This window comes from Shinella sp. M31 (genome assembly GCF_049199205.1).
In the GTDB taxonomy this organism is placed as follows: Bacteria; Pseudomonadota; Alphaproteobacteria; order Rhizobiales; family Rhizobiaceae; genus Shinella.
The window spans coordinates 64,175-89,060 of the sequence record NZ_JBLZPH010000079.1; the positions used below are offsets into that span (position 1 = coordinate 64,175).

The following is a 24,886-nucleotide window of genomic DNA, read 5'->3' on the forward strand; positions in this document are numbered from 1 at the left end:
GTTCTCCCGATTGAAAAAGATCAGTTGAGCCCGAGCACGTCGAGCATGGAATAGAGGCCGGGTTTCTTGTCGCGCGCCCAGAGTGCTGCCTGCACGGCGCCGCGGGCGAAGATCGAGCGGTCGGTCGCGCTGTGCGACAGCGTCACCAGCTCGCCTTCGCCGGCGATGACGACGGAATGTTCGCCGATGACCGAGCCGCCGCGCAGCGTCGCAAAGCCGATCGTGCCGGTGGGCCGCGCGCCGGTATGGCCGTCGCGCACGCGCACGGAATTGTCGGCCAGCGATATGCCGCGCCCCTTGGCGGCGGCCTGGCCGAGCAACAGCGCCGTGCCGGAGGGCGCATCGACCTTGTGCCTGTGGTGCATTTCCAGCACCTCGATATCCCAGTCGGCGGGGCCAAGCGCGCGGGCGGCGGTCTCGGTGAGCACGCCGAGCAGGTTCACGCCGAGGCTCATATTGCCCGATTTGACGATACGGGCATGGCGGGCGGCCGCCTTGATCTTCTCGTCGTCTGCGGCCGAGCAGCCGGTGGTGCCAATGACATGCACGATGCGGGCCTGCGCGGCCAGCCCGGCGAAGTCGACGGTCGCAGCGGGCGCGGTGAAATCGAGCACGCCTTCGGCGGCGACGAAGGCTTCGAGCGGTTTGTCGGTGATGGCAACCCCGATCGGGCCGAGGCCGGCGAGTTCGCCCGCGTCGCGGCCGATGAAGGGCGATCCCTCGCGCTCGACGGCGGCGAACACCTCTGCGCCCTCGATGGCGTGGATGGTGCGGATCAGCGTCTGGCCCATACGGCCGGCGGCGCCGACGACGACCAGCTTCATTGCGGTGCCGCTCATGTCTTGTCCCTGTTACTTGTTGCCGGCCGGAGCCTGCAGGCTGTTGAGGCGAGCGTAAAGGCCGTTTTCGCGGCTCGCAAGCGCCGTGTGCGAGCCTTCCTCGACGACTGCACCGTCCTGCATCACGATGATCTTGTCGGCGCGCACGACGGTCGAGAGACGATGTGCGATGACGACGACGGTGCGCCCGCTCATCGCCTCGTCCAGCGCCTTCTGCACGGCCTGTTCGGATTCGGTGTCGAGCGCGGAGGTCGCCTCGTCGAGCAGCAGGATCGGCGCGTTGCGCACCAGCGCGCGGGCGATCGACAGCCGCTGGCGCTGGCCGCCGGATAGCGTCACGCCATTTTCGCCGACCGGCGTGTCGTAGCCGAGCGGCTGGGCGAGGATGAAGTCATGCGCATAGGCATGGCGCGCGGCTTCCTCGATCTCGGCATCTGTCGCGTCCGGGCGGCCATAGCGGATGTTGTCGCGGATCGTGCCTTCGAAGAGGTAGGGCTGCTGCGAGACATAGGCGATGGCGTTGCGCAGCGACTGCTTGGTCACATGGGCGATGTCCTGCCCGTCGATCAGGATTTGCCCCTCCGCCGGATCGTAGAAGCGCGGAATGAGGCTGATGACCGTGGATTTGCCGGCACCCGAGGGACCGACGAGGGCAGTCGTCTTACCGCCCTCGGCGGTGAAGTTCAGGCCCTTGAGGATCGTCTCGGTTTCCGAATAGCCGAAACGCACGTCCTTGAAGGTGATGGTGGCATCGGTCACGGCCAGCGGCTTGGCATCCGGCCGATCGGCCTGGCGCGGCTTGAGGTCGAGGATCTCGTAGATCATGCGGGCGTTGACGACCGCGCGCTCCAGCGAGACCTGCAGGCGGGCGAGACGCTTGGCCGGCTCATAGGCCATCAGAAGCGCGGTGACGAAGGAGAAGAAGGCACCCGGCAGAATGCCGCCATAGATCGAGCGATAGGCGGCATAGCCGAGTACGCCCGAAATGGCGAAACCGGCAAAGGCTTCCGTCATCGGCGCGGTGCGCTCCGACAGGCGGGCGATACGGTTCGAGCGGTTTTCCGCCCGCGCGATGATGCCCTCGACCTTGTCCTTCAGCTGGGCTTCCATCGTGAAAGCCTTGACGATGGTGATGCCCTGTATCGTCTCCTGCATGGCGCCGAGCACGTGGCTGTTCAGTTCGACGGATTCGCGTGTGGCGCTGCGCAGGCGCTTGGAAACGTAGCGCAGGCCGATCAGCAGCGGCGGCGCGACCAAGAACACGATCAGCGTCAGGATCCAGTCCTTCGACAGCATCACCGCGATGAGCGCGACGAGCGTCAGGAAATCGCGCGCGACCGATGTCACAGTCATGTTGAGCACGTCACGGATGCCGGTAACGTTCTGGCTGATCTGGGCCGCGAGATAGGCCGAGCGCGATTCCGAGAAGAAGCCGACGCTGAGCGCCATCAGATGCGAATAGAGGCGACGCTGGTAGCGCGCAACGATGTTGTTGCCGATCTTCGAGAGGATGACGGCCTGAAAATAGGTGGCGAAGCCGCGCAGCACGAAGGCGACGAAGATCGAGCCGCAGATCAGGATGACAAGGTCGGCGCGCTTGTTGGCGAAGGCCTCGTTGACGACGGATTCCATGATCCATGCCGTGAACGCCGTGGTCGCGGCCACGATGGCGAGGCTGAGCACGGCAAGGCCGTAGCCCTTGATGTGGTCACGGCCGTTCTCGGCGATGACGCGCTTCAGCACGGTGGTGACGGTGTCGGAGCTGACGTGGGGGCGCTCGGGACGACTCTTATCGGCCAATAGACTGACTTTCCTGCACGATCTCACGGGCGCCGGCTAAAAGTGGCGCTTTGGCCGCTCTATAGGGTGTCGGTCGGCCTTTGGCGAGTCCGCGGCGGTGTCAAGCGTTGCCGAAGGTCTCACCTTTTCCAGTGGCGTCCCTCGGTTGCAACACCAAACCTGTCCGGCATACGCGCAAAGGCGGCGAGACCGGCAAGCGCTGCGACCGGGTGGGTGACGACATAGGTCGGGATGGATTTGAGCAGTGCGCTGTGCGGTGCCTTGTCCTCGAAGGCGGCGCGGAACTCCGGGCCGCGCAGGGCGGGCAGGATCTTTTGCGAGATGCCGCCGGCCAGGAACACGCCGCCCTTGGCCATGAAGATCATCGCCATGTCGCCGGCCACGCGGCCGAGATAGGTCGAAAACAGCGAGACGGTCTCGACGGCCGCACGATCTTCCTGCGCCAGCGCCTTGCCCGTCACGTCGGACGGTTTGGCGAGCGTCGCGTCTACGCCGTCGGCCGCGCAGATGGCGCGATAGATGTTCATGATGCCGCGCCCGCAAAGCAGCTGCTCGGCGGAGATGCGGCCCTCGATGGGCTCGAGGAACGGCCAGATGCGGTAGTCGCGCTCGCTGCGCGGGCCGACATCGACATGGCCGCCTTCGCCGGGAACCGGGATCCAGCTGTGGCGGGCATAGACGAGGCCGGCGACGCCAAGCCCGGTGCCGGGGCCGAGCACGGTGCGCGAGGCGGCGTTGCGCTCGATGCCGGGGCCGATCTTTTCCCGGTCGGTGTCGCCAAGCGAGGCGACGGCGAGCGCCTGCGCCTCGAAATCGTTGACGAGCAGAACGTCCTCGAAGCCGAGATTGGCGATCATGTCGCGCGGGCGCACCACCCAGGGGCAATTGGTCAGCGGCACCTCGTCGCCCTGGATCGGGCCGGCGAGCGCCAGGATCGCCGAGCGCGGCTGCACCGAGCTCGTGTCGAGGATGCATTTCTGCAGCGCGTCGTCGATATTGGCGAAATCGGCGGTCTGGACGATCGGAAACTGCTTGGGTTCGGCAAAGGCATCCAGCAGCAGCGCGAAACGCGCATTGGTGCCGCCGATATCGCCGACGAGAATGGGGAAGGGGAAGTTGGTCTCGTTATCGCTCGGCCTTGCCATCAAGCTATCCCGTTCTTCGCGTCGTCATTTTGCATATCGCCTATCCGGGCTCAACAGTGCCGTCAATCGGCGGCGAAGTCGAGCAGGTGTTCGGCGGTGGCGCGGTTCAGCGCCATCGGAATGTCGTAGACGATGGCAAGCCGCATCAGCGCCTTGACGTCGACATCGTGCGGCATGGGGGTGAGCGGATCGACGAAGAAGATCAACACGTCCACTTCGCCGGTCGCAATCAGCGCGCCGATCTGCTGGTCGCCGCCGAGCGGGCCGCTCTTGAGGCGCGTAATGTCGAGGCCGGGGCAAGCTTCCAGTACGCGGCCACCGGTGGTGCCGGTCGCGACGATCTTCGCCTGCGAGAGCACCTTTTCATTGCGCTGCGCAAAGGCCGCCATGTCGTCCTTTTTCTCGTCATGAGCGATGAGGGCGATGCATCTGCGGCGGGACATGGCGTTCCTCGTAAGGCGCGACGGGGAAGTTTAAATCGATTTGATCGCCTTATACAAAAGCGGCGGGGCCTTGAAAAGCCCGTCGCGAGAGGTGTCTTACTGGAACGGACGCGGGATCGGGATCGGCACGACGGCCGGCAGGGCCGTGTCGTTGGCGATAACAGCCTCGATGCTGCTCGCCGGCGTGTCACCGCCGCCCGAGAAGGCGAGCGCGGTGGAGGAGACGCCGCCATTGCCCTGATAGGTCACTTCCTGCTCGGAGGCCGGCGAGGCGCTGGCAAGCACCGTGCCGCAGGCTTTCGGCAGGTTTGCCATCGTCAGATACCAGGGCTTTACGGGCTTGTCGTCTTTCTTCGGCTTCGGCTTGGACCAGGGCTCCTTGGTGAACCACCAGGCAAGCGATGCATCGCAGCCATCGCCGGCCGGTACGCGGGCCTGGGGCTTGCAGCCGGCCGCCCCCTCCGGGCACTTGATGCGGATGTGGAAGTGCTCGTCATGGCCGTAGATCGGCCGCACCTTGCCGAGCAGCGACCGGTCGCCCTGCCAGGTGTCGCAGAGCTTCTTCTTGATCGCCGGATTGACGAAGACGCGATCGACCTGCGGGTAGCTCGCCGCCTGCATGACGAGCTTGGCATGGGTCGAGGTCCAGCGACGCGAATCGACGGTCAGGAACTTGCTCTTGTCGAGCATGGAGGTGAAGGGCATCTTCTCGCGCTCCTCGGCCGACAGGCGATGATCTGGCATCGGCGTGAACCAGATATCGGCGTCGAGGCCGACCTGGTGCGAGGCATGACCCGACAGCATCGGTCCGCCGCGTGGCTGCGAGATGTCGCCGAGCAGCAGGCCCGGCCAGCCGATCTTCCGCGCATCCTGAGAAAACTGCTCCAGGAGCGCGATCATCTGCGGATGACCCCAGCGCCGGTTGCGCGACAGGCGCATCGCCTGCCAGGCCGGCCCGTCCGTCGGGATCGCCACCGCGCCGGCAATGCAGCCCTTGGCATAGGAACCGTAAGGATTGGTCGCCATTTTCGCCGGCAGGCGCTTGGCGCCGAACAGTTCCTTGGCCGGCCGGTCCTCGGCGGCGGAGGGAGCGGCAAGGGCGGTCAGCGCGAGGCCGGCGGCCATCAGGCACGGGATGAGGCGGATAGGCTTGGAAGGCAGGGGCATTGGCAGGTCTCGAAGTCGCAATCGCTCACGAAAGGTTAAAGGATCATCCTTTCGCGGAGGTGAATCGTCGTGCCGGATAGGGACGGCAAAAACCGCCGCTTTCATGGCAGGCCTGTCAATTGCCCGGATTTTGCCTATTCTCCGCTGCATGCTTCGGCAAACGCATGGAAAGGGAAGTGGCATGCAGGCAGCCTTCGGGAAAACATGGGTCGCAGCGACTTTGGCGCTTGCCCTCGTAACAGGAGCGGCCGCGCAGGATGCTGCAGGCCCGGTCTGGCGCAACGGCATCTCGACCATCGGCGAGCTGAAGCATCCGGACGGCTTTGCGCATTTCGACTATGTCAATCCCGATGCGCCGAAGGGCGGCGAGCTGAAACTCTCCGAAACCGGCACCTACGACACGTTCAACCTCATCCTCTCCAAGGGCGAGGCGGCGACGGGTGTCGGTTCGCTCGTCTTCGACACGCTGCTGAAATCGGCCGAAGACGAGATCACTGCCTCCTATGGCCTGCTCGCCGAGGGCGTTTCTTATCCCGACGACTTCTCGTCGGCGACCTTCCGCCTGCGTGCGGAGGCCAAATGGGCGGACGGGCAGCCGGTGACGCCGGAGGATGTCGTCTATTCCTTCGAAAAGCTGAAGGAGCACAATCCGCTCTATGCCAACTATTACCGCCATGTGACGTCCGCCGAAAAGACCGGCGACCGTGACATCACCTTCCGCTTCGACGAGAAGAACAACCGCGAACTGCCGAACATTCTCGGCCAGTTCCCGGTCATCCCCAAGCACTGGTGGGAGGGAACGGACGCCAAGGGCAACAAGCGCGATATCAGCCGCACCACGCTGGAGCCGGTGATGGGCTCCGGCCCCTACAAGATCGGCGCGTTCCAGGCCGGCGCCTCCATTCGCTTCGAGCGGCGTGATGACTATTGGGGCAAGGACCTCAACGTGAATGTCGGCCAGAACAATTTCGGCACGATCACGTATACGTTCTTCGGCGACAGGACCGTCGAATTCGAAGCCTTCCGCACCGGCAATGTCCAGTTCTACCAGGACAACAGCGCCAGCCACTGGGCCACCTCCTACGATTTCCCCGCTGCCAAGGACGGGCGCGTGGTGCGCGAGGAGATCGAGAACCCGCTGCGTGCCACCGGCATCATGCAGGCCTTCGTGCCGAACCTGCGCCGCGACAAGTTTAGGGATCAGAAGGTGCGCGAGGCGCTGAACTACGCCTTCGATTTCGAGGACCTGAACCGCAGCCTCGCCTATAATGCGTTCCAGCGCGTCGACAGCTATTTCTGGGGCACGGAACTGGCGTCCTCCGGCCTGCCGGAAGGGCGTGAGAAGGAAATCCTCGAGGAGCTGAAGGACAAGGTTCCCGCCGACGTTTTCACCACGCCCTATACCAACCCCGTCAATGGCGACCCGCAGAAGGTGCGCACCAACCTGCGCAAGGCGCTGGATCTCTTCAAGGAGGCCGGCTACGAGCTGAAGGATCGCAAGCTGGTCAACGTGAAGACGGGCGAGCCCTTCGGCTTCGAGATCCTGCTCTCCAATCCCTCCTTCGAACGCACGGTCACGCCCTTCGTCAACAGCGTGAAGAAGATCGGCGTCGATGCGCGCATCCGCACCGTCGATGCCTCGCAATATACCAACCGCACGCGCAGCTTCGACTATGACATGATCTACGGCATCTGGGCGCAATCGCTCGTTCCGGGCAACGAACAGAGCGACTATTGGGGTTCGGCCTCGGCCAACCAGCCGGGCTCGAAGAACTATGCCGGCATTTCCGATCCGGCGATCGACGAGCTTATCCGCCGCATCATCTTCGCGCCGAACCGCGAGGAGCTGGTGGCGACCACCCATGCGCTCGACCGCGTGCTGCTCGCCCATCATTATGTCGTGCCGCTGTTCTATGCCAAGGCGCAGCGCATCGCTTATTGGAACAATCTCGTGCGTCCGGCGGAGCTGCCCTATTATGGGCTCGGCTTCCCGAATGTCTGGTGGTCGAAGAACGCTGCGAAATGAGCCGGGGCTTGCGCCGCACAGCCGGCTGGGCTCCATATAGCGACAGCGAATCACCGCTGCCGGCTGCGGTGGCAAAACGAGAAGGTTTGGGCTTGATCGACAGGATATCGAAGCGGCGGCGTGCCGCAGACGGGCGCGTCCTTCCGGTGGAGCGTCGCTGATGGGCGCCTATATCCTGCGTCGTCTTCTGCTCATGATCCCGACCATCTTCGGCATCATGGCGATCTCCTTTGCCATCGTGCAGTTCGCGCCGGGCGGCCCGGTGGAGCAGGTCATTTCCGACCTCACCAACCAGGGCGCGGGCGACCGCCTCTCCGGCGGCGGCGACATGCTGCAGAATGCCGGCGGCGAGGGCGCCTATCGCGGCTCGCAGGGGCTCGATCCCGAATTCATCGCCAAGCTGGAAAAGCAGTTCGGTTTCGACAAGCCGCCGCTCGAGCGCTTCTTCACGATGATGTGGGATTACATGCGTTTCGATTTCGGCGAGAGCTTCTTCCGCAACACCTCGGTCGTCGATCTCATCGCCGAAAAGATGCCGGTTTCCATCTCGCTCGGCGTGTGGATCCTGATCTTTTCCTACGCCATCTCCATCCCGCTCGGCATCAAGAAGGCGGTGTCGGATGGCTCGGCTTTCGACGTCTGGACCTCGGGTATCATTATCATCGGCTATGCGGTACCGAGCTTTTTGTTCGGCATCCTGCTCATCGTGCTCTTCGCCGGCGGGTCCTTCCTCGACTGGTTCCCGCTGCGCGGCATCGTTTCGGACAATTTCGACAGCCTCGCCTGGTGGCAGAAGCCGCTCGATTACATGTGGCACATGACGCTGCCGCTGATCACGTTGCTGCTTTCGGCCTTCGCCACCACGACGCTGCTCACCAAGAACTCGTTCATCGACGAGATCAAGAAGCAGTATGTCACGACGGCGCGCGCCAAAGGGCTGACGGAGGGGCAGGTGCTCTACGGCCATGTCTTCCGCAATGCCATGCTGATCATCATCGCCGGCTTCCCCGGCGCCTTCATCTCGGCCTTCTTCACGGGATCGCTGCTCATCGAATATATCTTCTCGCTCGATGGCCTCGGCCGTCTCGGCTACGATTCCATCGTGCGGCGCGACTACCCGATCGTCTTCGCGACGCTCTTCATCTTTTCGCTGATGGGCCTCGTCGTCAGCCTCATCTCCGACCTCATCTATACCTGGGTCGACCCCCGCATCGATTTCGACCGGAGGGACGTATGATGAGTGCCGTGACGGATACAAAGCCGGCCGCACCCCCGCGCAAGGGGCTGCTCAACCCGACCAATCTTAGGCGCTGGGAGAATTTCAAGGCGAACCGGCGCGGCTACTGGTCGCTCTGGATTTTTCTGGTCATCTTCGTGCTCTCGCTCTTTGCCGAGGGCATCGCCAACGACCGGCCGATCATCGCCTCCTACAAGGGCGAGTTGCTCTTCCCCGTCGTGGTCGATTACCCGGAAGAAAAGTTCGGCGGCTTCCTGGCCGAGACCGATTACCGCTCGGATTTCATCCAAGACGAGGTCAATGCCAACGGCTGGATGCTCTGGCCGCCGATCCGCTATTCCTACAGCTCGACCAATTCCAACATCCCGCATTCCGCGCCGACGAAACCCTTCTGGCTGATGTCGAAGGAAGAGCGCTGCGCCGGCTATCCCGGCGGCGTGAACGACCCGAACTGCACGATCAGCAATCTCAACTGGCTCGGCACGGACGACCAGGCGCGCGACGTGCTCGCCCGCGCCATCTACGGCTTCCGCATCTCGGTTCTGTTCGGCCTGGCGCTCACCATTGCATCCGCCGTGGTCGGCGTGACGGCCGGGGCCGTGCAGGGCTATTTCGGCGGCTGGACCGACCTCCTGATGCAGCGCTTCATCGAGATCTGGTCGTCGATGCCGGTGCTCTACATCCTGCTCATCATCGCCGCCATCCTGCCGCCCGGCTTCTGGATCCTGCTCGGCATCATGCTGCTCTTCTCCTGGGTCGGTTTCGTCGGCGTGGTGCGTGCGGAATTCCTGCGCGCCCGCAATTTCGAATATGTCCGGGCGGCGCGCGCGCTCGGCGTCGGCAATGTCACGATCATGTACCGGCACCTTTTGCCGAACGCGATGGTGGCGACGCTGACCTTCCTACCCTTCATCCTCTCGGGCTCGATCACCACGCTCACCTCGCTCGACTTCCTGGGCTTCGGCATGCCACCGGGTTCGCCGTCTCTGGGCGAGCTGATCGCGCAGGGCAAGAACAACCTTCAGGCGCCGTGGCTCGGCATCACCGCCTTCGTCGTCATGTCCGTCATGCTGTCGCTTCTGATCTTCGTCGGGGAAGCCACGCGTGACGCCTTCGATCCGAGGAAGACCTTCCGGTGAGCACACGCGAAATCCTCCTGTCCGTCAAAGACCTGTCGGTCGCCTTCCATCAGGGCGGCAAGACGTCGCTTGCCGTCGATCAGGTGTCCTTCGACATCCACCGCGGCGAGGTCGTGGCGTTGGTCGGTGAGTCCGGTTCCGGCAAATCGGTGACGGCCAATTCCATCCTGAAGCTCCTGCCCTATCCTGCCGCGAGCCACCCCTCGGGCGAGATTCGTTTCAACGGCAAGGACCTGCTGAACGCATCGGATGCGACGTTGCGCGCGGTGCGCGGCAACGACATCACAATGATCTTCCAGGAACCGATGACCTCGCTCAATCCGCTGCATTCGATCGAGCGGCAGATCGGCGAGATCCTGAAACTGCACCAAGGTATCGAAGGTGTGGCCGCACGCGCAAAAATTCTGGAGCTGCTGAACCAAGTCGGCATCCGCGAGCCGGAAAAGCGCCTCGCGGCCTATCCGCATGAGCTCTCCGGCGGCCAGCGCCAGCGCGTCATGATCGCCATGGCGCTCGCCAACCGCCCGGAACTCTTGATCGCCGACGAGCCCACGACGGCGCTCGACGTGACCGTGCAGGCGCAGATCCTCGAACTCCTGAAGACCCTGAAGGACGAGCACGGCATGTCCATGCTCTTCATCACCCATGATCTCGGTATCGTGCGAAAGTTCGCCGACCGGGTCTGCGTGATGACCAAGGGCAAGATCGTCGAGACCGGCCCGGTCGAGGAGATATTCTCCAACCCGCAGCATGCCTATACGCGCCACCTTCTCGCCTCCGAACCGAAGGGCGAGCCGCGGCCGGGCGATGTAAGCCAGCCCGTCATCATCGAAGCCGACGACGTCAAGGTCTGGTTCCCGATCAAGGCAGGCTTTATGCGCCGCGTCGTCGATCATGTGAAGGCGGTCGACGGTATCGACCTGACGCTGCGTGCCGGCCACACGCTCGGCGTCGTCGGCGAATCCGGTTCTGGCAAGACGACGCTCGGTCTCGCGCTGACGCGTCTTATCGCCTCGCAAGGCCGCATCGCCTTCATCGGGCAGGACATTGCCGGCCACTCTTTCGCCGAGATGCGACCGCTGCGCCGGCGCATGCAGATCGTCTTCCAGGATCCCTTCGGATCGCTCTCGCCGCGCATGTCGGTCGCCGATATCGTCGCCGAGGGCCTGAAGATCCACGAGCCCGCCTTGTCGGAAGCCGAGCGCGACCATCGCGTGGCCGCAGCACTGGAGGAAACGGGCCTAGATGCCTCGACCCGCTGGCGCTATCCGCATGAATTTTCCGGCGGCCAGCGCCAGCGCATCGCGATTGCCCGCGCCATGGTGTTGAAGCCCGAATTCGTGATGCTCGACGAGCCGACCTCCGCGCTCGACATGAGCGTGCAGGCGCAGGTGGTCGAGCTGCTGCGCGATCTCCAGGCCAAGCACAATCTCGCCTATCTCTTCATCAGCCACGATCTCAAGGTCGTGCGAGCGCTTGCCAATGACATCATCGTCATGCGCGCCGGGCGCGTCGTGGAGAAGGGGCCGGCGAAAGACATCATCGAGCGCCCCGCGGAGGCCTATACCAAGGCCCTCATGGCCGCCGCCTTCAATCTCGAAGCCGTCAGGGCCGAGAGCATCCATCAGTAGCCAAGAAGAGACTGCCCATGAAAAGCCCCGTGATCATCGATCTGAAATTCGATCAGGAGGAGGTCGCGGCGGCGTTAAAGGGGGCCTTTCCGGACCGCGAGGTCGTCAATCTCCTGCATCCGGGCAGCCGCAAGCGCGATCTCTCCGGCATCGACTATGCCGTGGTCTGGAAGCCGGGCGCCGATCTCTTTTCGCGGGCGAAGGATCTGAAGGTCGTATTCTCCGGCGGCGCGGGCGTCGACCACGTGCTGACGCTGCCGGGCCTGCCGGATGTGCCGCTCGTCCGCTTCGTCGACGAGACGCTGACGACCCGGATGAGCGAATGGGTGGTCATGCAGTGCCTCCTGCATATGCGCCAGCATCGTCTTTACGAGGAGCAGCGTGGCAAGCGCATCTGGCGCGAGCTTTCCCAGCCGGAGGCCAAGGATTTTACCGTCGGCATCATGGGCTTCGGCGTGCTCGGACAGGATGCGGCGAAAAAGTTGAAGACACTCGGTTTCAACGTCATCGGCTGGTCGAAGAGCGGCCGAAAGGTCGAGGGTTTCGAGACGTTCGACGACAGCGGTCTCGATGCCTTCCTCGGCAGGAGCGACATCCTCGTCGGGCTGCTGCCGCTGACGCCGGACACGAAGGGCATCTTCAACACCGGCCTCTTCACGCGCCTCAGCCGCAAGGGGCCGTTTGGCGCGCCCGTCTTCATCAATGCCGGGCGCGGCGGTAGCCAGGTGGAGGCCGATATCGTCGCGAGCCTCAACGACGGCACACTCCACGGTGCCTCGCTCGACGTGTTCGAGCAGGAGCCGCTGCCCCTCGAAAGCCCGTTCTGGGCGATGGACAAGGTGTTTTTGACCCCGCATGCCGCGGCCGCCTCGGATGTCGCGGCCCTCTTCCGCCATGTGGAACAGCAGATCACGCGTCTCGAAAGCGGCAAGCCGCTCGAACATCTCGTCGATCGGAGCGCCGGCTACTGAGGTCTTTTTGTTTTGCGCATTTCCGGACGCAAAATCGCTTCGTACTTTTGCTGAAAATGCTTAGGGCCGGCGGTAACCCGTCGGCCGCTCATAGAGCCAGCCGATCCGCTCGATTGCCGCATCCAGCCCCTCGCGCGCCACGCTCATCGTGTGGCCGTTGGCGTGGAGGATGGTCTTCTCGTCTTCCATGATCGCCACATGACCCTTCCAGAAGACGAGATCGCCGCGGCGCAGCTCTTCACGGCTGATCGGCGTGCCGAGACCGGCGGCCTGCATGTCGGAATCGCGCGGTGCCGTGCGGCCGGTCATCATCATCGACAATTGCACCAGTGCCGAACAGTCGAGCCCGAAGCCGGAGCGGCCGCCCCAGAGATAGGGCGCTTCGAGGAAGCGGATGGCGATGGCGACGTAGTCGTCGCTTGCCGTAGTGCCGATGGCAAGGCAATGGCCGGCGACGACGGACTGGCCGGCCGCCAGCGTCAGGTAACGCGTGCCGCGCGTCTCGCTCTCGTCGATAATCGTTAGCCGGCTTCCGACCGAAAGGGCGAAGGCGGCGGGCGTCCGAAGATCCGCGCCGCTATAGGCAAACGTGCGGGGAACGGCGACGATATGGGTGGGATTGCTATCCTCCGGAGAGAGCGCCGTCTCCTCGACATAGCCGACATAGCCGTCGAAGCCGGATTTCACCCAGGCCCAGCCGTTCGCCCGGTCGAGCACCTGCACGGCCTCGCCGAACAGCACCTGCGTATCGATCCCGGCGGCGGCATCCGGCCGGGGCCGGAGCGATGCGACGGGCACGGCGACATAGGCTGGCGTGCCGGACACGTAATGCGGCGCCTCCACGCTGCCGCGCAGCGCCTCCTCGGCGAGGTCGGAACGGTAGGCATTGAGGCGGCGGTCGGGCAGGGCGTTCATGGGCGTCTCACGGAACGAGCGTATGGCCCCGGGCGATGATGAGGTCGCCGAGCCGTTCGAGATAAAGCGCACCGTCCACGGTGCGCTTGATGATGACATTGCGGCGATCGCGGTCGTCGCGCATGCGGGTAACGAGACCCTGTTCGCCCATCGTGTCAAGAGCGCGCGTGATGACGGGCTTGGTCACGCCGAGCTTGGCGGCCAGCCCGCGCACGGTGTGCGGCGGCGGCACGAGGTAGATTTCGAGCAGGATGGCGAGTTGGCGCAGCGTCAGGTCGCGGCCATCCGCATGCACCTGCTGCACGGTCACCTCGTGCCAGAGGCCGAGCGCCTGCGATGGGGTCAAATCTACCGGCACGGCGCCTCCGGGGATGAGCCTGTCCGCCCCGGTGAAAGGGCGGGTCAGGCAGTTATCCCGCATTTGCGTTAGCGTTTCGTTACGCTACCGTATCGGTTCCCGAAACGGAAGTCAGGCCGTGATCGTGCGCAGATGGTGATAGAGCGCGCGAATGGCCTGCGCCTCGCCGCCGACGGGCGAATGCGGCCGCTCGGCCTGCGCCCAAGCATAGATGTCGAAATGCGCCCAGTGCTTGTTGCGCGTGACGAAGCGCTTCAGGAAGAGTGCCGCGGTGATCGAGCCCGCCATGCCGCCCGAGGGCGCATTGGTGAGATCGGCGATGCGGGCGGAGACGTCCTTGTCGTAGCCCATGTAGAGCGGCATGCGCCATAGCGGGTCGTCCACCGTCAGGCTCGCTTCGGTGAGATCCTGCGCCAGATCCTCGTCGTCGGTGAAGAAAGGCGGCAGATCGGGGCCGAGCGCCACGCGGGCTGCACCCGTCAGCGTTGCCATATCGACGATCAGATCGGCCTCTTCCTCGTCGGCATAGGCCAGAGCGTCGGCCAGGATCAGCCGGCCCTCGGCGTCGGTGTTGTCGATCTGCACGGTCAGGCCCTTGCGGCTCTTGTAGATATCGCCGGGGCGGAAGGCATTGGACGAGATCGAGTTCTCGACGACGGGCACCAGCACGCGCAGGTCCACTTTCAGCTTGGCGTCCATGATCATCAGCGCTAGGCCCATGACATTGGCCGCACCGCCCATATCCTTCTTCATCAGGAGCATGGAGGAGGCCGGCTTGATGTCGAGGCCGCCGGTGTCGAAGGTCACGCCCTTGCCGACCAGCGTCACGCGCTTGTGGCCCTTCTTGCCCCAGCGCAGTTCGAGCAGGCGCGGTGCCTGTTCGGAGGCGCGGCCGACCGTGTGCACGAGCGGGAAATTCTCCTTGAGAAGATCGTCGCCCGAGATGACGGAGACCTTCGCCTTGTAGTGCTCGCCGAGCGCGCGGAACACATCTTCCAGCGCGTCCGGGCCCATGTCGTTGGTGGGCGTGTTGATCAGGTCGCGGGCGAGGAAGACGCCGGCCAGCTGGCGCTTGATGTCGGTAGCGTCGGCGTCGCTTGGAATGAGCAGCGTCGGGGCTTCGGAGGCGGAGGCCTTGTAGCGTTCGAAGCGGTAGCTGCCGAGGCCGTAGCCGAGCGCCAGGCGGTTTGCCGTCAGCGGCGCCGTCTCGACATGCCAGTCGCCGGCCGGCAGCGCACGGGCGAGCTTGCCTGCCAGGAAGGGGGCGTCGGACGGGTTCTTGCCCAGGCCGAAGAGTGCGCCGCCAAGATGGCCGTCCGCCGTCGGTACCATCAGCAGCGCGCCCGAATCCGCCTTGAAGCCCGCCTTCTTTGCCCAGTCCAAGGCGATCGGATCGATCGTGCCGGTCTCGATATGGGCCGGCGTGATCGCAAAGATCGGCAACGTTTTCCCGTTCTTCGTGTTGAAGGGAGAGGGCCGGTCGATGAACTGGAAGGGGGCCATTGGGAACCTTTGGAGTAAGCCGCGAGAATCGGCCAATTAACACTCTGTTAGGGTTAACAGATTATTGCTGGTGCGGAGATTGCGGCGTGATTCCTTAACCGCCGCGTCAGGCGGAAATCGCTTCGGGGACTGATCATGACCGCTTACCGCACGCGCTCGTCACTTCGCAAAGGGCTCCTGAGGAGGGCCGCCCTCGTCGCCATCGCCGTGGCGGTGGCCGGCTGTGCGGGCGGCAAGAGCAACCTCACTACCGGCTCGATTTCACGCAGCGGAAAGCCCATCGACCAGATGAACGCGACGGAACTTCGCGGTGCCGCCGACAGTATCGGTCAAGCCTATGCGAAAAACCCGAAGGACCGCAATATTGGCCTCAACTACGCCAATGTGCTGCGCATGAACGGGCGCAACGACCAGGCGCTCGCCGTCATGCAGCAGGTCGCCATCAACTTCCCGAGCGACCGCGACGTGCTGGCCGCCTACGGCAAGGCGCAGGCCGCCGCCGGCCAGCTGGAGCAGGCGCTGAACACCATTGGACGCGCCCAGACCCCCGACCGGCCCGACTGGCGGCTGAAGTCGGCCGAAGGCGCCATTCTCGACCAGCTCGGCCGCTCCGGCGAGGCACGCCAGCGCTACCGCGAGGCGCTCGACATCAACCAGAACGAACCGTCGGTTCTCTCCAATCTCGGCATGTCCTACCTGCTTTCGAAGGACCTGAAGACTGCGGAAACCTATCTGCGCTCCGCCGCCTCGCAGCCCGGTGCCGACAGCAGCGTGCGCCAGAACCTGGCGCTCACCATCGGCCTGCAGGGCCGCTTCCAGGAGGCGGAAAACATCGCGCGGCAGGAGCTGACGGCCGAGCAGGCGGAAGCCAATGTCAAATATCTGCGCGCCATGCTCGCCCAGCAGAATTCCTGGAAGAAGCTCGCCGCCGACGACAACGGTACGAACTGACCGGATATCGACTTTTCGAATAGTCCCTCCCAAGGACGCCTTCGCCCCGGCAGGATTTTTTCCTGACCGGGGCGTTTTTTTGGGAGGGCGGAAGAAACCTTACTTGAAGGTGTCGGACACCTGGATGCCGGCGGGACCGAGAATAACGGCGACCAGCACGGGCAGGAAGAACAGGATCATCGGCACGGTAAGCTTCGGCGGCAGGGCGGCCGCCTTCTTCTCCGCTTCGTTCATGCGCTGGTCGCGGCATTCCTGGGCGAGCACCCGCAGCGCCTGGGCAAGCGGCGTTCCGTAACGTTCGGCCTGGATGAGCGCCTGTCCGACGGCCTTGACCGTATCGAGGCCGATGCGGGTGCCGAGGTTTTCATAGGCCGCGCGTCGCTCCTGCAGGAAGGAAAGCTCGGCGGTCGTTAGCACCAGCTCTTCGGCGAGTTCGGGCGAGGCCATGGCGATTTCATCGGCCACGCGCTTGAAGGCCACCTCGATGGAAATACCCGATTCCACGCAGATCAGCATGAGGTCGAGCGCATCCGGCCAGGCGCGGCGGATCGAACTCTGCCGCTTGTTGATCTTGTTGCTAATGAAGATATTCGGCGCATAGAAGCCGAGATAGGCGCTGAGAAGGGCCGCCAGAAGCCGCATGAAGAACGGTTTTTCGCCGAGATAGCCGAGATAGAAGATGTAGAAGGCGCCGACGGCTCCGAAGACGAAGGGCAGCGCGAAGCGGGCGAACAGGAAGATGTTGAGGGCGTTCTGCGAACGGTAGCCGGCCTGGCGCAGTCGGTTCATCGTGTTGGCGTCGACGAGCGCTTCGCGCAGGTTCAGCCGCTCGACGATCTGGCGCACCGAGGTGTTGTGCTGGGTGCGCAGCGAAGCCTTGCTCGCGACGGCCTCCGCATTCAGGCGGGCGCGTTCGCGGGCACGCATCTGCTCGCGCTCGAGCGCCACCGATTTCATGCGCTTGTCGAGATCGCCGCGGTCGAGATAGGGCGCGGCCAATGTGTAGACGGTCGCGAGCACCGCCATCATGACGAAGGCCGGCAGGAGAACGGTCGGGTCGGTGAGGGTGCTGACGAGTCCGGACATGCCCTGCGCTCCTAGATGTCGAAGTTGATCATTTTGCGCATCATGAGGATGCCGATGGACATCCAGCCGAGGCCGAGGCCCAGGATCATGAGACCGCGCGGGTCCGTGAACAGGATCATGATGTAGTCGGGCGAGGTCAGATAGACGAGGAGGGTTACGATGAAGGGCAGCGCACCGATGATGGCGGCCGACGCCTTCGCCTCCATCGAGAGTGCGCTCACCTTGTCGCGCATCTTGCGCCGCTCGCGCAACACGCGCGACAGGTTGCCGAGCGCTTCGGAAAGATTGCCGCCGGCCTGGCTCTGAATGGCGATGACGATGGCGAAGAAATTGGTTTCCTGCAGCGGGATGCTGGTGAACATGCGTGCGCAGGCTTCCGGCACGCTCAAGCCCACCTGCTGCGCCTCGACAATCTTGCGGAATTCCGTGCGCACCGGTTCCTGGCCTTCGGCCGCGATGAGGCGAAGCGCGTCGGTCAGCGGCAGGCCAGACTTGATGGAGCGCACCATGACGTCGAGCGAGTTCGGAAATTCGGCCAGAAACTTTTTCAGGCGGCGCTTGATCATGAAGCCGACGAACCAGCGCGGCGCGCCCAGCGCCGCGATGACCGCAACGCCGAGACCGACAAGCAGTCCGGTGCCGGCGATCACGGACAGCACGAAGGCGAAGAGGCCGAAGAGGCCGCTATAGACATAGAAGCGCGAGACCGTCGTCGACATACCCGCCTGGGTAAGCTTGGCCTTCAGCGTGGTGGCGACGCGCTTCGTCTGCTCCTGCTGCTTTTTTTCGAGGTCCTTCAGCGAATCCTGCACGGATTTGCGCCGTTTGGAAAGTTCCTGCATGCGGTCGCGCGCAGCCTTGGCCTTTGACTGGTCCGTTTCCGCCGCCTGAACCCGCCGCACGCGGCTTTCGGCCTTCTTCTCCGTCTCGATGCGCGAGAAGAGCACCCCGTAGGCGAGGCCCGCCGTCGAGAGCGCGGCCAGCGCGAAAATGGCGACGATGGTGATATCCAGTCCGAACATCGCCCGCTCCCTTACGGTTTTTCCATCGCGTCGAGCGCTGCCGCCAGGCGCTTGTCTTCGTTGAAGTAGCGGGCGCGGTCCCAGAAATGCGGCTTGCCGATGCCTGTGCCGGAATGGTGGCCGATGAGACGCCCGTTGGCGTCCTCGCCCTGGATCTCGAAGCGCATCAGGTCCTGGGTGACGATGACGTCGCCTTCCATGCCGACCACTTCGGTGATGTGGGTGATGCGGCGCGAGCCGTCGCGCAGACGCGAGGCCTGGATGATGACGTCGATGGAGCCGGCGATGATTTCGCGCACGGTCTTGGCCGGCAGCGTGTAGCCGCCCATGGCGATCATCGATTCCATACGGCTCAGGCATTCGCGCGGCGTGTTGGCGTGGATCGTACCCATCGAGCCGTCGTGGCCGGTGTTCATCGCCTGCAAGAGGTCGAAGACCTCGGGTCCGCGCACTTCGCCGACGATGATGCGTTCGGGGCGCATACGCAGGCAGTTCTTGATGAGATCGCGCATGGTGATCTCGCCCTCGCCTTCGATGTTCGGCGGGCGGGTTTCGAGACGCACGACATGCGGCTGCTGCAGCTGGAGTTCGGCGGAGTCTTCGCAGGTGATGACGCGTTCGTCGCGGTCGATATAGTTGGTCAGGCAGTTGAGCAGCGTCGTCTTGCCCGAGCCGGTACCACCTGAAATGACGAGGTTGCAGCGCACGCGGCCGATGATCTGGAGCAGGGTCGCGCCTTCCGGCGTGATCGAGCCGAACTTGACGAGCTGGTCAAGCGTCAGCTTGTCCTTCTTGAATTTACGGATGGTGAGCGCGGTGCCGTCGATGGCAAGCGGCGGGGCAATCACGTTGACGCGCGAGCCGTCGGGAAGGCGCGCGTCGCAGATCGGGCTCGATTCGTCGACGCGGCGGCCGACCTGGCTGACGATGCGCTGGCAGATCGAGAGAAGCTGGGCGTTGTCGCGGAAGCGGATTTCCGATTCCTGCACCTTGCCGCCCACTTCGATATAGGTCTTGCCCGCACCATTGACCATGATGTCGGCGATGTCGTCGCGTGCCAACAGCGGCTCGAGCGGGCCATAACCGAGAACGTCGTTGCAGATGTCGTCGAGCAGTTCCTCCTGCTCGGAGATCGACATCGCGAAGTTCTTGATCGTGATGATGTCGTTGACGATGTCGCGGATTTCTTCGCGCGCGCTCTCGGTGTCGAGTTTGGCGAGCTGCGACAGGTCGATCGTGTCGATCAGCGCCGAGAAGACTTGGCTCTTCGTGTCGTAATAGTCCTCGGTGCGCGGCGTGCGTCGGCGCGCGGTCGTGGCAGGTGCCGGCGCGATCACCGGCGCCGGGGCCGGTTCGAAGACGGGCTGGGCCGGCGCGGCACTGACCGGCCGTTCCGCCGTCGCGGTTTGGGTGGCGTGCGCCGGTTGGCCGACCGGGCTGCCTTTGCCTGAACCTTCATTGCCGCGTTTGCCGAACATGCCTTGTCATCCAGTCTGTTGATGCCTCTAGAGGCTTACTTCCGGCCGAGCAGGCCCAGCATCTTGCCGAGGCCGGCCTTCTTGGCCTTCTTCACTGTCGAGCGGCCCGTCACGATATGGGCGAGCTGTGAGAAGGTCTCCGCCGTCGGCGATTTCTTGTCCATTTCCGCAATCATACGGCCGCTGTTCGCGGCCGTGCCGAAGAGCTGCGCGTCGAACGGAATGACCGCGATCGGCTGGACGCCGAGGGGCTCGCAGAAGTCGTCGGGCGCGATTTCCGGGCGCTTCGGCATGCCGACCTGGTTAAGCACCAGATGCGGCGGCTTGTCGTTGGGCCGGAGCTTCTTCAGCGCATCCAGCATGTTCTTCGCATTACGCAGGTTGGCGAGGTCCGGCACCGCGGTGATGATCACCTCGTCGACCTCCGAAAGCAGCGTTCGCGTCCATTCCGACCAGGCGTGCGGCACGTCCAGCACCGTCACGGGCGCGCTGCGCTGCAGCACCTCGATGATCGGCTGGAAGGAGCCGCGTTCGAGGTCGTAAGCGCGGTCCAGCATGGAGGGGGCGGCCAGCAGTGACAGGTGATCCGAGCATTTCGTCAAAAGGCGGTCGAGGAAGACCTCGTCGAGCCGTTCCGGCGCGCTGATCGCTTCGGAAATACCCTGCGGCGGATCCTGGTCGAAGTCGATATTGGCGGTGCCATAGGGCAGGTCGAGATCGGCGAGGATGACCTCGGTCTGGAAAAGGTTGGAAATGTCGAAGGCGCAATTATGCGCGATCGTCGAGGAGCCGCAGCCGCCCTTGGCGCCGATGAAGGCGACGGTGCGGCCGAGCGGCTCGGCGTCCGGATCGATGAAGATCGCCGCCATGGCGTTCAGCACCTCGGCCATGCCGACGGGACCGACCATATATTCGGAAATGCCGTTGCGGATGAGGTCGCGATAAAGCGGGATGTCGTTGTAGCGGCCGACGATGACGACCTTGGTGCTGGGGTCGCAGACCTGGGCGAGCGGGGCAAGCTCGTCCATGATACCGCCGGGCTCGGTCGCGGTTTCCAGGATCAGCAGGTTGGGCGTTGGCGCTGAGGCGAACATGTTGGCGGCCGCTGCGATGCTGGCGCTCGATATGCGCAGGCTCACCTTGGCCATGCGGCGGTCCTGGCCGCAGCGCTCCATGGTGCGCAGCATCGCCTCGCTTTCGCAGAAAGCATGCACGGAGATGCGCGGCAGCGGGCGCACGGCCTCCAGATCGGTCGGCCGGACCGCCTCGTCCGCCATTCCGTCGTGGGCACGCTCAATGGTGTAGTCTACTGTGCTCATCGTCATGCCCGTTCCTGGTATCCGGCGGACCGGTGGGAGTGGTTTCGCGTGCCTGCCGTCAGAAATCCGGCTGGCCGTTCTTGCGATAGTCCTGGATCACCACGTTGCGTTGCTCGGCGTCGATCGCACTCATGCCGCGCGGCTGGACGAGATCCATCGGATTGGCGACCTGCGCGGCGAGATTGGCCTGCGTCGCGCAGCCGAAATTGTGGTAGTTCTTGTTTTCCATCGTGTTTTCGACGAGATCTTCCGGCCATTCGCCGCAGGGACCGGCCTTTGCGGTGATGGCGAAGAAGGCAAGCCGGATCGGCGCGTTCGGGCCGTAGGCGGCGGCGTCATAGGCCGTCTCGATCAGCATGTCGGGCTTGACGCCGGCCGCAATCAGGGTCGCGCGGATTTGCTTGCGCATATGGTCGGCCGTGGCCGCATTGGCCGAGCCGCGCGGCAGCATGATCTGCACGGCGCTGCGCGATTTCGCGGCATGATCAGAAGCAAAGCCGCGGATGTTGTCGCGAACACCCGTCGTCAGCGACCGGTCGCCGGTAGCGATCGGGATGTCCAGCGTCTGGGCGTCCTCGGTCAGCACGATCGGGTGGCGCGTGCGGTAATCGTCCGGGATCGAGCCGGTGGCGTTGCGGTCCGGCTTCGTGCCGCAGCTGGAGAGGGCGGCGGCTGACAGAACGAGGGTGGCGGCGAACGCGATGCGCATCGGACGGCTCCTTGCGGAAGGACGGAGGTTCTGAATCGTGTCGCTCATGGATCTGTCCGTCATTTGTAGATGAAGCCGATGGAGCCGTGGTAACTGCCCGCCGGCATCGCATCTTCCTTGCGGCCGTAGACCTTGTTCACCCTGCCGAGGAAGAAGCTCGCAGCGTCGTTGGTCGCGTTGAAATTGTCGTCGGGGCGCGACAGTGCGGTGCGCGCGACCGGCCGCACGAGATAGGGCGTGGCGATGATCACCATTTCCGTCTCGTTGCGCACGAAGTCCTTTGAGCGGAACAGTGTGCCGAAGATCGGGATCTTCGACAGGCCCGGCAGGCCCGACATCGCCTGGCGGATATCGTCCTTGACGAGGCCGGCGATCACGATGGAGCCACCGGACGGCAGTTCGACGCTGGTCGTCGCCTCGCGCCGGCGGATGCCGAGGACCGTCATGCCGGGAATGGTGCTGGTGCCGCCCCAGGTCGCCGATCCCTCGAAGGTCGGTTCCGACACTTCCGTCTGAACGCGCAGGCTGATCCGCCCCGGTGAAAGGACGACCGGCCGGAAATTCAAACGGATACCGTATTCGACTTCATCGATGGTACGTTTGACCGTGGTGTCATTGTTGTCGTCCTTGGCAATTTCCTGTTCCGTCGGGATACGGAAGTCGCCGCCGACATAGAACTTGGCCTCTTCGCCGGAGATGGCGGTGAGGCTCGGTTCGGCCAGCGTGCGCATGACGCCGGCCTGTTCCATCGCGCTGACATAGCTTGCGAGGTTGAGCCCGCCGACGCTGCCGGTCAGGGCGCCGTTGGACACCCAGTCGGCGGCGCCGCCGAGATTGGTCGGATTGCGGAAGGAAATGCCGCCCGACGAGCCCTGCACGGAGCCATTGAAGCCGAGCTGCTTGAGCACCTGCCGGCTGACTTCCGCAACCGTCACCTTCAGGGTGACCTGGTCTTCGCCGTCGATCTTCAGCATGTTGACGACCTGGGAGCGCTGGCGGTCTTCGCCGAAGATCGCGGCATCGCCGTTGTTGCCCTGCGCCGTGATGTTGCGTGTCGTCGCCTCGCCGCCCTTCAGGAAGATTTCGGCGAGCCGCGTCGCCTGAGCGGCATCCTGCGGCGTGCGCACCGTGCCGTTCAGCACGATGTTGTCGGAGATGATCTCGACCTGGATATCGGAATCCGGGATGAAGCGGCGCAGGTTCGCCTGCAAACCGTCGATGTCGCGTTCGACGGTCAGGTCTATGCTGACGATCTCCTCGCCACCAGGCCCGAAGATGAAGATATTGGTCTGGCCGACTTCCTTGCCGAACAGATAGATGCGGCGTGAACTGCGCGTCACGGCATCCGCCTTGATCGGGTCTGCGACCAGAATGTCATGCGCGTCCGACGGCAGGTCCACCACGATCGCCTTGTTGAGGCCGAGCTTGACGGCCTTGCGGGCGCCGGGACCGCTCTCGCTGATGCGGATGACCGAGGCGGTCGCCGCCTCTGCGGTCGCGACGGGGGCGAGCGGAAAGCCGGACAAGGCGAGGCAGACGCTCAGCCCGCCGGCGACAGAAGCTCGAAAAGTCTTAGCGAGTCCAAACACGGTCAGCTCCTGGTCACTGCTTGGCGGCATTCGTGCCGTTGACGATTTCGCCGCTCTTGATCACCGTGACGAGCGGCACGCCGTCACCGCCGGAAAGCAGGTAGTCGGCGGCGATCGTGTCGGGCTCCTGGGCATCGGCAATGCTGCGCAGGGCCAGCTGCAGCCGCTCGGCCATCTGCTGGGCGACGGTGATCACCTTGGTCTGGTCCGGCGTCAGTTCCAGCGTGGCGGTGGTGCCGACGGCCGATTTCGAGCCATCGGGGTTTTCCTGGATCTGCTGGTCGATAGCGAGCACGCGCACGTTCGACAGCACGGTCTCCGTGAGGAACGAGCCCGTGTCGGCCTTACGCACCATGATCACGTCGACGCGGTCGTTCGGCAGGATGAAGCCGCCGGCGCCCGTCGCAACGGAGATTTCGGTGGCGACTGCCCGTTTGCCGGCGGGCAGCAACGAGGACATGATGCGGTTGCTCGAATCCGCGATCTTTTCCTGGCGGATCGGTTCCCCGTCGAAGATCGGCATGCGGGCGATGGCGCCGTCGAGGCTTTCCATCGCATCCGGCCGGTTCTGATCGGTTATGAAGCCTTCGACGACGGAGCCCTGCGGCCAAGCCACCCAGCTGAGCGAATCGGGCTTGAGGCGCGAGCCGACCGGCAGGCTTTCGCGTGCGACAAGCACGTTTATGGTCGGTTCTCGCTCGATGACGGGATCGCCCTGGACGATGGTCGTCTTGCCGCCGCGGGCGACCTGCAGCGCAAGCAACCCCGCGACGCCGGCGGAGACGACGGCCACTGCCAGAATGATGATTCGCGCCGGTCTCATATGGATTCCCTGGGGCTGCGGACACTTCTATCCACCCACATTGACCGGCAATGGTATAATTATGGTTAATAAGCGCCTTACGGGTATGGTTAACGCCAGGCTAATGGGCGGGCAGTAATGCTGCCGCAGCCCAAAGAGAAACCGGGAGGCAAGGCCATCCCGGTCAATACATGTTCTTTTTAAGGAACGACCGTCAGCCGAGAGCGGCAAGCATCAGCGGCGAAGAGGGGTAGGCGGCAAAGGCCGCAGCACCGATCGCGATGCCGTAAGGCACCTTATTGCCGGATAGGACATGTGTCGGCACGGGCAGGCCCGCAGCGTAAATCTGAGTGCTTTTTCCCCTGAGCATCACAATGGCCACGGTCAAAAGTCCGCCGAAGAACGACACCAGAACGATGTATTGGAGAAGCGATGCGTTAAGGCCGAACCAGACGGCGCTTGCCGACAGAACCTTCACGTCGCCTCCACCCATGACATTGAGCGCGAAGAGCGCAAAGCCGACCGAAAAGATGAGCAGGCCGGCACCGAGATGCATCGCGATAGCCGACGGGCCTAGGCCGGCGAGCGGCGCGGCGAGGAGGAAGGCGCCAAGCAGAATGGCCGAGACCCGGTTGGGAATGGTCATCGTGAACAGGTCGGAAAATGCTGCGACTGCAAGACAGAACGGAAAGATCACGAAGATCAGAGCCTGGGTCACGCGACGTCCTCCTGCCAGTCGGTCTGGCTGCGACCGGT

Annotated in this window: 22 protein-coding genes; 6 read left to right on the forward strand and 16 right to left on the reverse strand. The window is 64.0% G+C overall.

Annotated elements, in window-relative coordinates; all coding sequences use genetic code 11:
• Nucleotides 1-20: 20 nt before the first annotated feature.
• The 5 genes from dapB to mepA all read right to left on the reverse strand — a co-directional run bounded on the left by dapB (nucleotide 21) and on the right by mepA (nucleotide 5,394).
• Nucleotides 21-839, reverse strand: coding sequence for a 4-hydroxy-tetrahydrodipicolinate reductase (gene dapB / locus ACOZKU_RS12895; RefSeq protein WP_421579223.1), 819 nt, complete (start codon nucleotides 837-839; stop codon nucleotides 21-23).
• Nucleotides 840-851: 12 nt separating this feature from the next.
• Nucleotides 852-2,639, reverse strand: a complete 1,788-nt coding sequence (locus ACOZKU_RS12900) for an ABC transporter ATP-binding protein (RefSeq protein WP_421579224.1) — start codon at nucleotides 2,637-2,639, stop codon at nucleotides 852-854.
• A gap of 119 nt (nucleotides 2,640-2,758) precedes the next feature.
• Entirely contained in the window at nucleotides 2,759-3,784 is a 1,026-nt protein-coding gene (locus ACOZKU_RS12905) for a glucokinase (protein WP_314090945.1), read from the reverse strand.
• Nucleotides 3,785-3,846: 62 nt separating this feature from the next.
• Nucleotides 3,847-4,227 carry a methylglyoxal synthase gene (locus ACOZKU_RS12910; protein ID WP_314090942.1) on the reverse strand — a complete coding sequence of 127 codons (381 nt, stop codon included), beginning with the start codon at nucleotides 4,225-4,227 and terminating at the stop codon, nucleotides 3,847-3,849.
• Between the two features lie 96 nt (nucleotides 4,228-4,323).
• Nucleotides 4,324-5,394: a penicillin-insensitive murein endopeptidase gene (mepA, locus tag ACOZKU_RS12915; protein ID WP_421579225.1), complete on the reverse strand. Its 1,071-nt coding sequence runs from the start codon at nucleotides 5,392-5,394 to the stop codon at nucleotides 4,324-4,326.
• Nucleotides 5,395-5,575: 181 nt separating this feature from the next.
• Here mepA and ACOZKU_RS12920 point away from each other — a divergent pair, with 181 nt between their 5' ends.
• The 5 genes from ACOZKU_RS12920 (at nucleotide 5,576) to ACOZKU_RS12940 (ending at nucleotide 12,398) form a co-directional block, all read left to right on the forward strand.
• Entirely contained in the window at nucleotides 5,576-7,420 is a 1,845-nt protein-coding gene (locus ACOZKU_RS12920) for an extracellular solute-binding protein (protein ID WP_421579226.1), read from the forward strand.
• Nucleotides 7,421-7,580: 160 nt separating this feature from the next.
• Entirely contained in the window at nucleotides 7,581-8,657 is a 1,077-nt protein-coding gene (locus ACOZKU_RS12925; RefSeq protein WP_298100117.1) for a microcin C ABC transporter permease YejB, read from the forward strand.
• Nucleotides 8,657-9,796, forward strand: a complete 1,140-nt coding sequence (locus ACOZKU_RS12930; RefSeq protein ID WP_421579341.1) for an ABC transporter permease — start codon at nucleotides 8,657-8,659, stop codon at nucleotides 9,794-9,796. Before ACOZKU_RS12925 ends, ACOZKU_RS12930 begins: the two co-directional genes overlap by 1 nt.
• Nucleotides 9,793-11,427, forward strand: a complete 1,635-nt coding sequence (locus tag ACOZKU_RS12935) for an ABC transporter ATP-binding protein (RefSeq protein WP_421579227.1) — start codon at nucleotides 9,793-9,795, stop codon at nucleotides 11,425-11,427. Before ACOZKU_RS12930 ends, ACOZKU_RS12935 begins: the two co-directional genes overlap by 4 nt.
• An 11-nt stretch (nucleotides 11,428-11,438) precedes the next feature.
• Nucleotides 11,439-12,398 carry a 2-hydroxyacid dehydrogenase gene (locus ACOZKU_RS12940; protein ID WP_421579342.1) on the forward strand — a complete coding sequence of 320 codons (960 nt, stop codon included), beginning with the start codon at nucleotides 11,439-11,441 and terminating at the stop codon, nucleotides 12,396-12,398.
• A gap of 60 nt (nucleotides 12,399-12,458) precedes the next feature.
• On the opposite strand, the gene ACOZKU_RS12945 is transcribed toward ACOZKU_RS12940, so the two are convergent.
• The 3 genes from ACOZKU_RS12945 to ACOZKU_RS12955 all read right to left on the reverse strand — a co-directional run bounded on the left by ACOZKU_RS12945 (nucleotide 12,459) and on the right by ACOZKU_RS12955 (nucleotide 15,174).
• Nucleotides 12,459-13,313, reverse strand: coding sequence for an NlpC/P60 family protein (locus ACOZKU_RS12945; RefSeq protein ID WP_421579228.1), 855 nt, complete (start codon nucleotides 13,311-13,313; stop codon nucleotides 12,459-12,461).
• Nucleotides 13,314-13,320: 7 nt separating this feature from the next.
• On the reverse strand, nucleotides 13,321-13,671 hold the full coding sequence (locus ACOZKU_RS12950) for a MarR family winged helix-turn-helix transcriptional regulator (protein ID WP_314090928.1): 351 nt from the start codon (nucleotides 13,669-13,671) through the stop codon (nucleotides 13,321-13,323).
• A 111-nt stretch (nucleotides 13,672-13,782) separates the two neighbouring features.
• Nucleotides 13,783-15,174: a leucyl aminopeptidase family protein gene (locus ACOZKU_RS12955; protein ID WP_421579229.1), complete on the reverse strand. Its 1,392-nt coding sequence runs from the start codon at nucleotides 15,172-15,174 to the stop codon at nucleotides 13,783-13,785.
• Nucleotides 15,175-15,309: 135 nt separating this feature from the next.
• Between ACOZKU_RS12955 and ACOZKU_RS12960 the strand changes: the two genes are divergently transcribed.
• Entirely contained in the window at nucleotides 15,310-16,125 is an 816-nt protein-coding gene (locus ACOZKU_RS12960) for a tetratricopeptide repeat protein (protein ID WP_421579230.1), read from the forward strand.
• A gap of 99 nt (nucleotides 16,126-16,224) precedes the next feature.
• On the opposite strand, the gene ACOZKU_RS12965 is transcribed toward ACOZKU_RS12960, so the two are convergent.
• From ACOZKU_RS12965 to ACOZKU_RS13000, 8 genes are all read right to left on the reverse strand, one after another.
• Nucleotides 16,225-17,211: a type II secretion system F family protein gene (locus ACOZKU_RS12965; RefSeq protein ID WP_314090922.1), complete on the reverse strand. Its 987-nt coding sequence runs from the start codon at nucleotides 17,209-17,211 to the stop codon at nucleotides 16,225-16,227.
• An 11-nt stretch (nucleotides 17,212-17,222) separates the two neighbouring features.
• Nucleotides 17,223-18,233 carry a type II secretion system F family protein gene (locus tag ACOZKU_RS12970; RefSeq protein WP_421579231.1) on the reverse strand — a complete coding sequence of 337 codons (1,011 nt, stop codon included), beginning with the start codon at nucleotides 18,231-18,233 and terminating at the stop codon, nucleotides 17,223-17,225.
• Nucleotides 18,234-18,244: 11 nt separating this feature from the next.
• Nucleotides 18,245-19,711: a CpaF family protein gene (locus ACOZKU_RS12975; protein WP_421579232.1), complete on the reverse strand. Its 1,467-nt coding sequence runs from the start codon at nucleotides 19,709-19,711 to the stop codon at nucleotides 18,245-18,247.
• Between the two features lie 35 nt (nucleotides 19,712-19,746).
• The gene (locus ACOZKU_RS12980) at nucleotides 19,747-21,030 is read right to left on the reverse strand and encodes an AAA family ATPase (protein ID WP_421579343.1); all 1,284 of its coding nucleotides are present in this window, start codon (nucleotides 21,028-21,030) and stop codon (nucleotides 19,747-19,749) included.
• A 58-nt stretch (nucleotides 21,031-21,088) separates the two neighbouring features.
• Nucleotides 21,089-21,739 (reverse strand): CpaD family pilus assembly protein, encoded by a 651-nt coding sequence (locus ACOZKU_RS12985; RefSeq protein WP_314090914.1) that lies wholly within the window; start codon nucleotides 21,737-21,739, stop codon nucleotides 21,089-21,091.
• 59 nt (nucleotides 21,740-21,798) lie between these two features.
• Nucleotides 21,799-23,358, reverse strand: coding sequence for a type II and III secretion system protein family protein (locus ACOZKU_RS12990; protein WP_421579233.1), 1,560 nt, complete (start codon nucleotides 23,356-23,358; stop codon nucleotides 21,799-21,801).
• The gene (gene cpaB, locus ACOZKU_RS12995) at nucleotides 23,342-24,151 is read right to left on the reverse strand and encodes a Flp pilus assembly protein CpaB (RefSeq protein ID WP_421579234.1); all 810 of its coding nucleotides are present in this window, start codon (nucleotides 24,149-24,151) and stop codon (nucleotides 23,342-23,344) included. Before cpaB ends, ACOZKU_RS12990 begins: the two co-directional genes overlap by 17 nt.
• 193 nt (nucleotides 24,152-24,344) lie before the next feature.
• A complete protein-coding gene (locus ACOZKU_RS13000; RefSeq protein ID WP_421579235.1) occupies nucleotides 24,345-24,848 on the reverse strand; it encodes an A24 family peptidase in 504 nt (167 codons plus the stop codon).
• Between the last annotated feature and the right edge of the window lie 38 nt (nucleotides 24,849-24,886).

Excerpts from the sequence above, each read along its gene's own strand:
- ACOZKU_RS12985 (WP_314090914.1), bottom strand. The coding sequence starts at position 21,739 with ATGCGCATCGCGTTCGCCGCCACCCTCGTTCTGTCAGCCGCCGCCCTC.
- ACOZKU_RS12930 (WP_421579341.1), top strand. The coding sequence starts at position 8,657 with ATGAGTGCCGTGACGGATACAAAGCCGGCCGCACCCCCGCGCAAGGGG.
- ACOZKU_RS12970 (WP_421579231.1), bottom strand. The coding sequence starts at position 18,233 with ATGTTCGGACTGGATATCACCATCGTCGCCATTTTCGCGCTGGCCGCG.
- ACOZKU_RS12945 (WP_421579228.1), bottom strand. The coding sequence starts at position 13,313 with ATGAACGCCCTGCCCGACCGCCGCCTCAATGCCTACCGTTCCGACCTC.
- ACOZKU_RS12990 (WP_421579233.1), bottom strand. The coding sequence starts at position 23,358 with ATGCCGCCAAGCAGTGACCAGGAGCTGACCGTGTTTGGACTCGCTAAG.
- ACOZKU_RS12910 (WP_314090942.1), bottom strand. The coding sequence starts at position 4,227 with ATGTCCCGCCGCAGATGCATCGCCCTCATCGCTCATGACGAGAAAAAG.
- ACOZKU_RS12955 (WP_421579229.1), bottom strand. The coding sequence starts at position 15,174 with ATGGCCCCCTTCCAGTTCATCGACCGGCCCTCTCCCTTCAACACGAAG.
- ACOZKU_RS12965 (WP_314090922.1), bottom strand. The coding sequence starts at position 17,211 with ATGTCCGGACTCGTCAGCACCCTCACCGACCCGACCGTTCTCCTGCCG.
- ACOZKU_RS12920 (WP_421579226.1), top strand. The coding sequence starts at position 5,576 with ATGCAGGCAGCCTTCGGGAAAACATGGGTCGCAGCGACTTTGGCGCTT.
- ACOZKU_RS12980 (WP_421579343.1), bottom strand. The coding sequence starts at position 21,030 with ATGAGCACAGTAGACTACACCATTGAGCGTGCCCACGACGGAATGGCG.
- ACOZKU_RS12925 (WP_298100117.1), top strand. The coding sequence starts at position 7,581 with ATGGGCGCCTATATCCTGCGTCGTCTTCTGCTCATGATCCCGACCATC.
- ACOZKU_RS12905 (WP_314090945.1), bottom strand. The coding sequence starts at position 3,784 with ATGGCAAGGCCGAGCGATAACGAGACCAACTTCCCCTTCCCCATTCTC.
- dapB (WP_421579223.1), bottom strand. The coding sequence starts at position 839 with ATGAGCGGCACCGCAATGAAGCTGGTCGTCGTCGGCGCCGCCGGCCGT.
- ACOZKU_RS12975 (WP_421579232.1), bottom strand. The coding sequence starts at position 19,711 with ATGTTCGGCAAACGCGGCAATGAAGGTTCAGGCAAAGGCAGCCCGGTC.
- mepA (WP_421579225.1), bottom strand. The coding sequence starts at position 5,394 with ATGCCCCTGCCTTCCAAGCCTATCCGCCTCATCCCGTGCCTGATGGCC.
- ACOZKU_RS12960 (WP_421579230.1), top strand. The coding sequence starts at position 15,310 with ATGACCGCTTACCGCACGCGCTCGTCACTTCGCAAAGGGCTCCTGAGG.
- cpaB (WP_421579234.1), bottom strand. The coding sequence starts at position 24,151 with ATGAGACCGGCGCGAATCATCATTCTGGCAGTGGCCGTCGTCTCCGCC.